This is a genomic window from Streptomyces sp. NPDC027189 (genome assembly GCF_055566975.1).
In genome coordinates this window covers 147,780-159,937 of sequence record NZ_JBVHRI010000013.1, presented here as the reverse complement: position 1 = coordinate 159,937, position 12,158 = coordinate 147,780, and the positions used below count along the sequence as shown (strand labels likewise).

At 70.2% G+C, this 12,158-nt stretch carries 11 protein-coding genes; 3 read left to right on the top strand and 8 right to left on the bottom strand.

The features are described from left to right. Window positions 1-32: 32 nt before the first annotated feature. A complete protein-coding gene (locus tag ACZ4RZ_RS28615; protein WP_467748822.1) occupies window positions 33-2,387 on the bottom strand; it encodes an immune inhibitor A domain-containing protein in 2,355 nt (784 codons plus the stop codon). 439 nt (window positions 2,388-2,826) lie between these two features. On the opposite strand from ACZ4RZ_RS28615, the gene ACZ4RZ_RS28610 reads away from it, so the two are divergent. Continuing rightward, window positions 2,827-3,120: a hypothetical protein gene (locus ACZ4RZ_RS28610; RefSeq protein WP_467748821.1), complete on the top strand. Its 294-nt coding sequence runs from the start codon at window positions 2,827-2,829 to the stop codon at window positions 3,118-3,120. Between the two features lie 112 nt (window positions 3,121-3,232). On the opposite strand, the gene ACZ4RZ_RS28605 is transcribed toward ACZ4RZ_RS28610, so the two are convergent. Together ACZ4RZ_RS28605 and ACZ4RZ_RS28600 are read right to left on the bottom strand one after the other, a co-directional pair. Continuing rightward, window positions 3,233-3,940, bottom strand: a complete 708-nt coding sequence (locus tag ACZ4RZ_RS28605) for an RDD family protein (RefSeq protein ID WP_467748820.1) — start codon at window positions 3,938-3,940, stop codon at window positions 3,233-3,235. A gap of 98 nt (window positions 3,941-4,038) precedes the next feature. Beyond that, on the bottom strand, window positions 4,039-5,631 hold the full coding sequence (locus ACZ4RZ_RS28600) for an RDD family protein (protein WP_467748818.1): 1,593 nt from the start codon (window positions 5,629-5,631) through the stop codon (window positions 4,039-4,041). Between the two features lie 307 nt (window positions 5,632-5,938). Here ACZ4RZ_RS28600 and ACZ4RZ_RS28595 point away from each other — a divergent pair, with 307 nt between their 5' ends. Further along, the gene (locus tag ACZ4RZ_RS28595; protein ID WP_467748817.1) at window positions 5,939-6,412 is read left to right on the top strand and encodes an SsgA family sporulation/cell division regulator; all 474 of its coding nucleotides are present in this window, start codon (window positions 5,939-5,941) and stop codon (window positions 6,410-6,412) included. A 10-nt stretch (window positions 6,413-6,422) separates the two neighbouring features. Here ACZ4RZ_RS28595 and ACZ4RZ_RS28590 read toward each other — a convergent pair whose 3' ends face one another. Next, a complete protein-coding gene (locus ACZ4RZ_RS28590; RefSeq protein WP_467748815.1) occupies window positions 6,423-7,838 on the bottom strand; it encodes an FAD-binding oxidoreductase in 1,416 nt (471 codons plus the stop codon). A gap of 92 nt (window positions 7,839-7,930) precedes the next feature. On the opposite strand from ACZ4RZ_RS28590, the gene ACZ4RZ_RS28585 reads away from it, so the two are divergent. Continuing rightward, window positions 7,931-9,523 carry a tetratricopeptide repeat protein gene (locus ACZ4RZ_RS28585; RefSeq protein ID WP_467748813.1) on the top strand — a complete coding sequence of 531 codons (1,593 nt, stop codon included), beginning with the start codon at window positions 7,931-7,933 and terminating at the stop codon, window positions 9,521-9,523. 13 nt (window positions 9,524-9,536) lie between these two features. Here ACZ4RZ_RS28585 and nthA read toward each other — a convergent pair whose 3' ends face one another. The 4 genes from nthA to hppD form a co-directional block, all read right to left on the bottom strand. Further along, entirely contained in the window at window positions 9,537-10,121 is a 585-nt protein-coding gene (gene nthA, locus ACZ4RZ_RS28580; protein WP_467748812.1) for a nitrile hydratase subunit alpha, read from the bottom strand. Beyond that, window positions 10,111-10,398: an SH3-like domain-containing protein gene (locus ACZ4RZ_RS28575; protein WP_467748810.1), complete on the bottom strand. Its 288-nt coding sequence runs from the start codon at window positions 10,396-10,398 to the stop codon at window positions 10,111-10,113. Before ACZ4RZ_RS28575 ends, nthA begins: the two co-directional genes overlap by 11 nt. Beyond that, a complete protein-coding gene (locus ACZ4RZ_RS28570; protein ID WP_467748809.1) occupies window positions 10,391-10,717 on the bottom strand; it encodes a hypothetical protein in 327 nt (108 codons plus the stop codon). The genes ACZ4RZ_RS28575 and ACZ4RZ_RS28570 overlap by 8 nt, the downstream gene beginning before the upstream one ends. Before the next feature lie 258 nt (window positions 10,718-10,975). Further along, entirely contained in the window at window positions 10,976-12,121 is a 1,146-nt protein-coding gene (gene hppD, locus ACZ4RZ_RS28565; protein ID WP_467748807.1) for a 4-hydroxyphenylpyruvate dioxygenase, read from the bottom strand. Window positions 12,122-12,158: the final 37 nt, after the last annotated feature.

The following is a 12,158-nucleotide window of genomic DNA, read 5'->3' as shown; positions in this document are numbered from 1 at the left end:
GCCGATCGCCTTCTGACCTGCGAAAATGCCGACTACTTCACCGCGGGGCCGACCCGGAGCGAGATCGTGGAGCCGTCCTTGGCCTCCTTGACGATCTGGATCTTGGTGTTGGTGTCAGTGATCTTGACGCCGCCGGTCGGGTTCCTGTTGTCGTAGTAGTCGCTGGTGTGGTCGTTGAAGACCGACACCCCCTTCGACGACGGGATCTTCGTCGCGACGTCCGCGCTGTGCAGCGTGATGCCGTCCGTGCGGTACAGGCTGAACGTCGAGTCGTAGGCCTGGATGCGGTTGCGCATCAGCGTGCCGTTGGACCACCACAGGGCCTTCGGGTGCGCGTCGACCGGAAGCGCGAGGCCGACACCCGGGTGCTGGCTGGTGTTGTTGTCCGCCTGGGAGGTGTCCCACTTCCAGATCAACAAGCCGTTCTGGTACGGGTAGTGCTCCACCCAGTCCGGACGGGTCGTCGAGAAGCCGAAGTTGTACGGGCCGACCTTGAGGGTCTTGTCGTACGAGACGTACTGGCGGTTCTCGGCAAGGTAGTACTGCGCGTAGTCCTTGGTGAAGGACGCGCCGATCCGCGAGAAGCCGGTCGCCGTCCAAGCGGCGTCGGCCGTCTCGGCGTTGTCCGAGAAGAGCGCCGAACCGTCGGCGGTCACGGCGATCTCGTCGGCCGCGAAGCCCTTCTGGGCCACGCCACCGTCGGTCTGGTAGCGGAAGCGGACGTCGATCTTCTTGCCCGCGTAGGCGTTCAGGGAGTACGACAGCTTCTTGTAGCCATCGACCGTGCCGGTCAGGGCCGGCTTGTCGCTGGCGTCGTGCGGAATGGGCTGGCCGTCCACCGTGCCGTCGATCGCGGTCCAGTTGGCGCCACCGTCGGTCGAGACCTCGGTGTAGAGGAAGTCGTAGTTGGCCTCGATGTCGTAGTAACCGTCCAGGGTCAGCGTGGCCGAGGACTTACCGGTGAGGTCGACCGAACGGGTCAGCGCGTTCTTGAGGTTGTCACCGCTGCCGCTCCACCACTGGGTCGAGCCCTGTGCGGGGGTGACGACCGTGGTCGTGACCTCCTTGTCGGGCAGCGTGACGACGAGCGCCTGCTTGTTCCAGGTGTTGTACTCGGCGACGCCCAGCTTGTGCGTGGACTGCTTGCCGGCCTTGGCCGTGTCGTAGTTGAGCCAGCCGAGCTGCAGCTTGTCCCAGGCGTTGAACTCGCCCGGCAGGTCGCCGATGGACTGCTTGCCGGTGCCCAGCCAGGAACCGGACGACATCAGCGTCCAGAAGCCGGTGGAGTTGTCGCCGCCCGCGGTGTCGTAGTGGTCCGGCAGACCGAGGTCGTGGCCGTACTCGTGGGCGAAGACGCCGAGTCCGCCGTTCTCCGGCTGGATGGTGTAGTCGCCGACCCAGATGCCGGTGTCGCCGATCTGCGCGCCGCCGAGCTTGTTGTCGGCCGGACCCGTGGCGCCCGCGTCGGTGCCGAACGCGTACCAACGGTGGGCCCAGATCGCGTCGGTGCCCTGGGCGCCGCCGCCCGCGGACTCGTCCTCACCGGCGTGCACGATCTGGAAGTGGTCGATGTAGCCGTCGGGCTCGTTGAAGTTGCCGTCGCCGTCGAAGTCGTAGCGGTCCCACTGGTCGAAGTTCGCCAGGTCCGCCTTGATGGCCGCGTCGGTCTTGCCGGCCGCCTTCTGCTGGGCGACCCAGGCGGTGACGCCGTCGCTGACGACGTTCCACACGCTCGGGCAGTTGGTGGAGCCGCAGGCGTTGTTGCCGTAACGGGCCTCGTTGTACGGGACCTTGACCCAGTCCGCGACCTCGCCGTCGACCGAGTAGCGGCCCGAGGACTGCTTCTCGTAGAACTTCTTCATCGACTCGACGTTCTTGCCGGTGCCGAAGTAGAGGTCCTGGAAGTGCTTCTGGTTGTAGTCCGCCTGCCAGGCCGTGCTGTTGTCCTTGGTGCGGTCCGGCTGGGATATCTGGTTGTGCAGCGGGCCGGCGGTGCCGCCGGCCGTGCTGTCGACCTTGTCGCCGAACTCGACCAGGATCGTGAAGATCTTGTCGGTCTTCTCGCGGCCGAGCTCGACGTACTTGCTGTCGCCCTTCTTGCTCTTCAGCTGGACGACCTGCGAGCCGTTGCGGTCCTGGACCTTGGCGTCGCCGGATATGACCTGGTTCAGGGCCTCTTGGCGCTGAGCGTTCCGGGTCTTGCTGAGCGGCCCGTCGAGGTCGTGGTCGACCGTGTTCCTGGCCGGCTGCGGGTCGTGGCGGTCCACGGCCGGTGACTTGGCGGCCGAGTCGGCCTCCGCCACGGCGAACGTAGAGAACGTGGCGGTGGCCGCCGCGAGGGCGACGCCCACCGCTGCTGCTCTGAACGTCCATGGTCTTCTGGTCACTTGATGTCCTCCCCCGCGCCCGCTCACGCGGATGGGGGTCCTGGTCATGGAGGTCCGCGCGCGTCTACGCGATTCAAGTGACGACATTCGACCGGAGTTACCAAAGAAAAGACAGATCTTGACTTGAACCTGGCAAGTGCACTATGCGGAGCGGGGGTTCGCTATCCGAACGCTTCGCGCAACCCCCAACGGGCGCGCCCGTATGTCCACTTGATGGACGTGATGACTCCGTGCGCCCCCTGTGCACCGGCACCGTGGGTAAGGTCACGCTTACCAGTCGTTCCACTCGGGCATGCAGGCGAATAGAGTCGATTGGCGGAGCGTCGGAAGTCGGCGGATTGCCAAGCCGACACCGTTGTCTCACCCCCGATTCTTATCCGCACCTCCCCCATCGCGAGAGGCACCGGGGGGAGAACCCCCATCCGAGGACACGATTGCCATGCCTCGTCCGACCGCCGCACAGCTCGCCTACGGTTCCTGCACCGTGATCTTCTCCACCCTCGCCATGCTGCTGCTGTCTCAGACGAGTTCGGGCCTGGGGATCGCACTGATCACCCTCTCGGCGCTCGCGCTCGGGCTGCTCGTCGCCGTGACGGTCCCGCTGCCGAAGCCCACGCCGTCCGCGGCGGCTCCGGCTCCCGCTCCGGTGGAGCGGGTGCCCGTACACCGCGAGACCGCGTCCGTGTCCGCCGCCGCGGCGCCTGAGCCCGTACGCGAACCGGCCGGCCCCTGACGCCCGGTACGCCTCGTACGTGAACCGGCGGGCTCCGTGAAACACGGATCCGCCGGTTTTCGGAGCCCTGCCGCCGCCCTGGGGTCAGCCCCTGCGAGGCCGACCGTGTACGTCAACTGGTGCTGACCACCACCGTCTTGGCCGCCTTGTCGTGCAGGCCCTGCTTGTAGGGCTTGTCGAAGAAGCTCCAGCCGCCCGCGATCGCGGTCCAGATGCACGCGCAGCAGAACGCGAACGGGAGCCACAGGACCAGCGAGCGCGTCAGCATGGTCTGCACGGAGGGCGTGGAACCGTTGTCGAGGTTGGCCACCCGCAGGTTGAGCAGCTTCTTGCCGAGGGTCTGTCCCGACCTGCTCATCATGACGGTGTCGTACGCGACGTAGAGCACAGCGGCGATCACTTCCTTCCCGAAGGATTCGCCGAACTTGATCTTGTCCGTGTCCACTGTGTACTGGTGGAACCCGAAGGCCAGGGACACCAGCCACACGACGATGCCCACCAGGATCATGTCGAGGATCCTCGCCAGCACCCGTTTGCCGCTGTCGGCGAGCGGGGGCATGCCCGCGAGCGGATCGCCGCCGTAGGGGCCGCCGCTGCCGTAGGGATCGCCGCCTCCGTAGGGGGGCTCGCCTCCGCCGTAGGGGGGTGGCTGACCGCCTCCGTACGGCGGAGGCTGATTGCCGTAGGGAGAACCGCCGCCCGCGGGCGGCGGGGGGCTGTCGTACGGGGAACCGCCGCCCTCGGCGGGCGGGGGCTGCTTCTTGAACGGGTCTTCGTCCGGCGGCTGACCGGAGCCGGGGGGCGGCGGTTCACTGCTCATGGCCCGAGTCGACCGCGAACCCTCCGGCTCCGCATCCGGCGAGGGCCGTCCGGGGGACCGGACGGCTACGCCGGAGGGGGGTCAGGAAGGACGCGGATTCACGAGGACGCGGCCACGAAGGTGTGGGCCGCCTTGTCGTGCCAGCACTGCCGCCACGGCTTGTCGAACAAGCACCACAGCACGCCGACGACACCGACCACGAGCAGGCCCGGGACGCTGTAGACGAGCCAGCGGCGCAGGGCCAGGCCGAAGGTCGGCGGTTCGTGGCCCTCGATGTCGCGCACCTCGATGCCGCACAGCTTCTTGCCGAGGGTGCGGCCCCACTTGGCGGTGGGCAGCGCGTCGTACAGGACACCGAAGAGGAGCAGGACGGCGAGGACGATGCCGAGGCAACTGGTCGTCGTGCCGTCGAGCAGCCAGACCGTGACCTTCTCGCCGGACAGCTTGGCCGCGTCGATCTTCTCGTTGATGTGGTCGATCGCTTTGGTGCCCAGCGGCACGGCGGCCACGGCGGTGACACCGGCGAGCACGACGGTGTCCACGAGCCGTGCGGCCAGCCGCTTGCCCAGGCCCGCGGGCCGCGCCGCCGACTGCCGCCGCGCGGCCGCCTGGAACACGTCGTCGACCGGCGGCTTCCACGGCGCGACCGGCTGCCCCTCGTCGTCCGTGGCACCCGCGAGCCGGTGCACCTGCTGGGCCCAGGAGGGCTGTCCGCCGCCGGGGCCGGAGGTCATGGGGGTGGGGCCACCGGACTGCTGGGGGACGGAGGGAGTGGCGGGCGTGTCGGGGACGTTGCGGGCGGCGGCCGCCGCTTGGGCGGCCTGCCCGGCGCCGAAGCCACCACCGGCGTGGCCGCTCGCACCGGGAGCGCCGGAAGCGGGAGACGCGGGAGAAGCGCCGGGAACGCCAGAAGCACCGGGCGTACCGGAAGTACCGGCCGCCCCGGCCGTGCCGGGTGCGCCCGCCGCCGGGCCCGTGCCCCCGGTCTGCGCCCCGTGCCGGCGCTCCGTGCGCGGGGAGAGCGCACGGAAGGCCATGGTGCCCTCGGAAGGGAGGGGGTCCTTGGCGCCGGGCGTGGCGGCATCCGGGTTCCCCGTGCTGCCCGCGCCCGGCGTGTCCTCCGGCCCCGCGGGCCGCACCGGCCCCGTGGGACGGCGGAACACCACGGTGCCGCCGGACGCCGGGGGCTGCCGGTCGCTGCCGGAGTCCGCGGGCGGGATCGTCGCCGTACCGTCCGTGCGGGAGGACTTGCCGTCGGGCTGAACGATGTCGTCGCCCGGCTGTGCCGCGCGCGGCACACGAGGGTCGGCGCCCTGAGGCGCGCCCCAGGACACCCGGCGGTCCTGTTCACCGCCGAAGCCGGACTGCTGGGAGCGGTCGGCACCCCACGCGGCGGCGGGCTCGGGCCGGCTGCCGTGCTGCGCATCGGAGGGGGACACCCTGGGCTGGGGGTCCTCGTCGAAGAAGTGCGGACCCGTCTCCTCCGCCGGGGCCGGCGCCGGTGCGGGCACATGGGCCGGGCGTGCGCCCGGCGGCGGTGCGAGCGGTTCGCCGTCGGACGGCGCCGGACGGCTCGTACCCGGTACCCAGGCGGCACCGTTCCAGTACCGGACATATCCAGGAATGGAGGGATCCGGGTAATACCCTTCGCGGGGCCTGTCGTCACCGGGGGCCGGGGTTGGGGCGCTCATGTCCGTCGTCCCGTATCTGCTCGGGGGTCTTTTTAGGGCTCCACATCTATCAGACGGGCGCACTTGTCACGGCCGCTCCCGCCGTACCCACCCCTTTCGGGCATGGTTCCGCCATGTCTTGCGAGCCGGGTTCCGAGGTTGTCCGGGAAAGGGGTCCCCCTCGTCGGCGAGGACGCCCGAAGCCGGTTGGGCGCCGGCCCGAAGCCGGTCAAAAAATTCCCGGAACCCGCGTAATGGTTCCGGACCAACGCGCTCTCCACTCGTACGGGCCCGCCCACAGGGCCCCGTACGCGAGAGGAAACACGACATGCACATCGTGGTGGAACGCGAGCTCGAGCTCAAACTCGTCCTGTCGCCCGAGCGCGGCATCCCCGTCCCGACGCGGCTCAGCTACCGCACCGACGATCCCTACGCCGTCCACATCACCTTCCACATCGGCACCGACCACCCCGTCGACTGGACCCTCGCCCGCGAGCTGCTCGTCGAGGGGGTGCTCCGGCCGTGCGGGCACGGCGATGTGCGGGTGTGGCCGACGAAGGTCGCGGGCCGCAGCGTCATGCTGATGGCGCTGAGCTCGCCCGACGGTGACGCCCTGCTCGCAGCGCCGGCCGCGCAGGTGTCGGCCTGGCTGGAGCGCACCCTGCGGGCGGTCCCCCCAGGCTCTGAGGCCGAGCGGCTCGGCATCGACGACGGCCTGGCCGAGCTGCTCGCTCCGACGCCTGCCGACGACCTGTGGCTGCGCGACGCGTGGCCTTCGGACGAGTCCAAGGACGGTGAGTAGCGCCAGGGTGTCAGAACAGTTTGCCCGGGTTCAGGATGCCCAGCGGGTCGAACGTCGTCTTGATGGCCCGCTGCATCTCCACTCCCACCGGGCCGATCTCACGCGCCAGCCATTCCTTCTTCAGGACGCCCACTCCGTGCTCGCCGGTGATCGTGCCGCCGAGTTCCAGTCCCAGCGCCATGATCTCGTCGAAGGACTCGCGGGCGCGCCGGGACTCGTCGGGGTCGGACGCGTCGAAGCAGACGGTGGGATGCGTGTTGCCGTCGCCTGCGTGCGCGCAGACCCCGATGGTCAGGGCGTACTTGTCGGCGACGCGCTCGATCCCTTCGAGCATGTCGCCGAGCCGGGAGCGCGGCACGCACACGTCGTCGATCATCGTCGTGCCCTTGACCGCTTCGAGCGCGGTGAGCGACAACCGCCGCGCCTGAAGCAGGAGTTCGGACTCGGCCGCGTCCTCCGCCGGTACGACCTGGGTGGCGCCCGCCGCCTCGCACAGCGCGCCGACCGCGGCGAGGTCGGCGGCGGGGTCGTGGGTGTCGAAGGCGGCCAGGAGCAGGGCCTCGGTGGTCTCCGGCAGGCCCATGTGTGCCATGTCGTTGACGGCCTTCACCGTCGTACGGTCCATGAGTTCGAGCAGGGAGGGCACGTGGCCGCCCTCCATGATCCGGCAGACGGCGTCGCAGGCGGCGCGTGCCGACCCGAACTCCGCGGCCAGCACGAGCTGTTGGGGCGGCTGCGGCTTCAGGGCCAGAATCGCCCGCACGACGATGCCGAGCGAGCCCTCCGATCCCACGAAGAGGCGGGTGAGGTCGTACCCGGCGACGCCCTTCGCCGTACGGCGGCCGGTGTTCATGAGCCGTCCGTCGGCGAGGACGACCTCCAGTCCGAGGACGTACTCGGCCGTCACCCCGTACTTCACGCAGCACAGGCCGCCGGATGCCGTGCCGATGTTGCCGCCGATCGTGCACATCTCCCAGCTGGAGGGGTCCGGCGGGTAGTACAGGCCGTGTTCGTTGACCGCGCGGGAGAGCGCGGCATTGATGACGCCGGGTTCGACCACGGCGATGCGGTCGACGGGGTTGATCTCGAGGATCCGGTCCATCTTCACCAGGGACAGCACGATGCAGCCGTCCGAGGCGTTGGCTGCGCCCGACAGACCGGTGCGGGCGCCCTGTGGGACGACCGGGACGCGCAGTTCGGTCGCGGTGCGCATGACGTGCTGGACCTGTTCGACGGTGCGCGGCATGACGACCACGGCGGGCGTGCCCGCCTCGCAGAAGCTCGCCATGTCGTTGGCGTACGAGGCCGTGACGTCCGGGTCGGTGAGGACGGCTTCGGCCGGCAGGCCGCTCAGCAGGCGGTCGACCAGGTTGCCGGTCGCTGCCGTGTCTTCATCGTGCGGGGCTTCGATACGGCTCATGATCACAGCGTCGCACTCGGGGCCATCGGTGTGAACCCCGTCCGCCCGAGGCTTTTGCTGCCGGGATGTGGTCTTCGTACTGGCGCACAGTGAGCGGCATGGAGATCGAAAAGCGGCAGCCGGTTCTCTCCGGGCTGCAGCCCCAGGAACCCCGCGGGCCACGCTTCTCCCCCGTCGCCAAGCGCGTGCTGATCGGGGTGGTCGTGGGCGGTGTCGTGCTGGGCGGTGTGCTGGTGCTGCTGCCCCCGGCGCGGCAGGCCGTGGTGCCGCCCTCGGCGGGGCCCGGCCCGGTGACCCGGGCGCAGCGGGCGGTCGCGGCCGGGGTGCCCGCCTCGCTGCCCGATCTGGCGGCGCTCATCGGGGATCGCGAGGCCCATCTGCGGGCCCATCCGCGTGACGAGCAGTCGTGGGCGGTGCTCGGCGGCGCGTATGTGGAGGAGGCGCGGCGAACCGCGACGCCCGCGTACTACTCCAAGGCCGAGAAGGCGCTGCGAACGTCGCTGCAGGTCAGACCGGAGGGGAACGCGGAAGCGCTGGAGGGCCTGACCGCGCTCGCCAACGCGCGGGGCGACTTCCAGAAGGCCAAGGAGTGGGGCGAGGCGGCCGTGAAACAGTCGCCGAAGCGGTGGACGACGTATCCGCTGCTGATCGAGGCGTACACCGGCCTCGGGGACTTCAAGGCCACTCGCAGGACCCTCGAAAAGCTGCAGAAACTGCACTCCGGACCGGCGGTGCAGGCACAGGCCTCGCGGGTCTACTGGGACCGCGGCTGGCGCGAGGACGCGATGGCCACGATCGCCGACGCAGCGGCGGGCGCGCAGACGCCCGCCGAGGAGGCGGACTTTCTCCAGCAGGCCGGTGAGCTGGCATGGGAGCGCGGTGACCCGGAGCAGTCGCTGCGCTACTACAAGGCCGCGCTGGGCGCCGACCCCGACGCGCCCGGGGCCCTCGCCGGTCAGGGGCGCGCGCTGGCGGCGCTCGGGCGTACGGCGGACGCGCTGCGCGCGTACCGGACGGCGCTGGGCAAGCGGCCCGCGCCGCGGTATGCGCTGGAGCTGGGCGAGCTGTACGAGAAGCTGGGGCTCGACCAGGCCGCGCGCGAGCAGTACGACCTGCTGCGGGAGCGGGTGCAGCAGGAAACCGCCGGGGGTGCGGACGACGAGCTGGTCCTCGGGCTCTTCGAGGCGGACCACGGTGACCCGGCGGAAGCGGTGCGGCGGCTGCGTGATGAGTGGGAGCGGCGCCCCGCGATTCCCGTGGCGGACGCGCTGGGCTGGGCGCTGCACCGGACCGGGGCGGACGAGGAGGCGGTCAAGTTCGCGACGAAGGTCTTGGACAAGGAGCACGGGGGCGGTGTGCGCAGCGCGCTGTACATGTATCACCTGGGCCAGATCGAACGCGCCCTGGACCTCTCCGGCCCGGCCCGCCGCCATCTCACCGAGGCCCTGCTCATCAACCCCTACTTCTCGCCGCTCTTCGTGCCGCTGGCCCAGGAGACGCTGGAGGGTCTGGGCGAGCCGCCCGCGGTCGGGCCGCCCGAGCCGCTGGAGGAGGAGCCCGAGGAGTACACGGAACCGCCGGCACCGGAGCCGGCGCCCCAGCCCGCGCGTACGCCCGCACCGAAACCCGCGCGTACGCCCGCACCGAACCCCGCACGGACGCCCGCACCGAAGCCCTCGGGGTCGCGCTGAGCGGCGGGCGCGATCAGAGCGCCGCCGTGCCGATCAACGCGTTGCGGGTGACCAGGGCCGCCAGTTCCTCCTCCCGGAGGGACTCCGTGTAGGCGGGGCGGCGTGGGAGGACCATGTAGCGGGTCTCGGCGCTGGAGTCCCACACGGAGATCTCCGTGCCGGACGGGAGTGCGAGGCCGAACTCGGCGAGGACGGCACGGGGCTCGCGGACGACGCGGGAGCGGTAGGACTCGGACTTGTACCAGCTCGGGGAGGGGCCGAGGAGGCGGAGCGGGTAGCAGGAGCAGAGGGTGCAGACGATGACGTTGTGCACGCTCTCCGTGTTCTCGACGACCCTCAGGCGCTGATACGAACCGTCCATGAAGCCGAGTTCCTGGACCGCCGCCGTGCCGTCGGCGAGCAGACGGGACCTGAAGGACGGGTCGGCCCAGGCGCGGGCCACCACCCGCGCGCCGTTCGCCGGGGAGGACTGCGCCAGGAACGCGTCGATCGCTTCGTCCAGCGCCCCGCCCGAGAGCACCCCCTTCTCCTCCAGGAGGGTCTCCAGGCGCCGCACCCGCCGGGAGACCGGCGCGTCGTCGTGATGGTCACCGCTCATCGTGCCGGTCCTCTTCCAAGTAGCTTTCCCACAAGTCCAGTACGACATGGTGGTCGCCCTCGCCCCACAGATCGCGGGCCGCGAAGCGGACGGCGTACACCTGCTCGACGGGGGCGTCCCCGCGTCCCTGCGCGCTGACGTCGGCGAGCTCCGCCCGGCCCTCCGGCTCGACCACGACGCCCCGCTTGCCGCGCGCGTACCGCGGCAGGCGGGTGTGGTGCGGCGGGTCGTGGTGGAAGGTCCGGACCCGGGCGCCGGGCGCGAAGCGGTCAGCCATCGCGCGCCTCCAGCTCGGTCGGCGCAGCCGGCGCACCCTGCTCGTCCAGTTCGCCCGGCTCGATCACGCCCTTGTGCTCCAGCAGGGCGCAGATCGCGGTGAACCACCGCTCGTAGTACGAGGCAGCCAGGTACTCCTTGGCCGGCATCGACTCGATCGCGTCCCGGAACTCGTTGGTGTTGAACACCCCTTGGGCGCGCAGGGCGTTGAAGAGTCCGACGACCCGCGCCTCCCAGTCCGCGTGGAAGGGCTCGGTGTCGTCGGTGGTGTCGATGGCACCGAACCCCTGCATGCCGCCCACGTCGTTGATCCTGGCCATGCGGTCAGATTACGACTCCGTGGGCGCGTACGGCTTGTGGTGGATCGAGCACTTGCGGGCCCCCTCGTCGCCGGAGGCGAGCCCGCGGAAAGCCGGCGAGGTGGGTCGAGTAGTCGCCGGCGACGAACGCGTCGAGGTCATGGACGCGGTAGTTCGGTGTGCCGGAGGCACGGTCGCCCTCATGTCCTGTGGGCGCCCCCCGGCGCCCACAGGACATGAGCGTCTCGACTGGCGCCCGCGGTCGCAGGTTCTACGGACTCACAGGTTGCCGCGCTTCTCCTGCTCCCGCTCGATCGCCTCGAACAGGGCCTTGAAGTTGCCCTTGCCGAAGCCCATCGAGCCGTGCCGCTCGATGATCTCGAAGAACACGGTCGGACGGTCCTGGACCGGCTTGGTGAAGATCTGCAGCAGATAGCCGTCCTCGTCGCGGTCGGCGAGGATCTTCAGTTCGCGGAGCGTGTCGACGGGGACGCGGGTGTCGCCCACCCACTCGCCGAGGGTGTCGTAGTACGAGTCCGGCGTGTCCAGGAACTGAACTCCCCCGGCGCGCATGGCGCGTACGGTCTCGACGATGTCGTTCGTGTTCAGCGCGATGTGCTGGACGCCCGCGCCGCCGTAGAACTCCAGGTACTCGTCGATCTGGGACTTCTTCTTGGCGATCGCGGGCTCGTTGATCGGGAACTTGACCTTCAGGGTCCCGTCCGCGACGACCTTCGACATCAGCGCGCTGTACTCGGTCGCGATGTCGTCGCCCACGAACTCCTTCATGTTCGTGAAGCCCATGACCTTGTTGTAGAAGCCGACCCACTCGTTCATGCGGCCGAGCTCGACATTGCCGACGCAGTGGTCGATGGCCTGGAAGGTGCGGCGGGCCGGGGGCTCGACGATCGGCTTCGCGGCCACGAAGCCGGGGAGGTAGGGGCCCTCGTAGCCCGAGCGGTCGACCAGGGTGTGGCGGGTCTCGCCGTACGTCGCGATCGCGGCGAGGACGACCGTGCCGTGCTCGTCCTTGATCTCGTACGGCTCGGCGACCGAGCGGGCACCGTGCTCGACGGCGTACGCGTACGCGGCGCGCGCGTCCGGGACCTCGATGGCGAGGTCGACGACGCCGTCGCCGTGCGCGGCCACGTGCTCGGCGAGGAAGTGGCCCCAGGTGGTGGCGGGCTTGATGACGGAGGTGAAGACGAAGCGTGCCGAGCCGTTCTCGAGGACGTACGACGCCGTCTCGCGGCTGCCGTTCTCCGGTCCGGAGTAGGCCACGAGCTGCATGCCGAAGGCGGTGGAGTAGTAGTGCGCGGCCTGCTTGGCGTTGCCGACGGCGAAGACGACCGCGTCCATTCCCTTGACCGGGAAGGGGTCTGCCTGCCGGGCGGTTTCGGGAGTGTGGTGGGTGGTCTGAGTCATGGCCGCAGACTCCCTCCGTTCCGCAAGGTGCGCAATA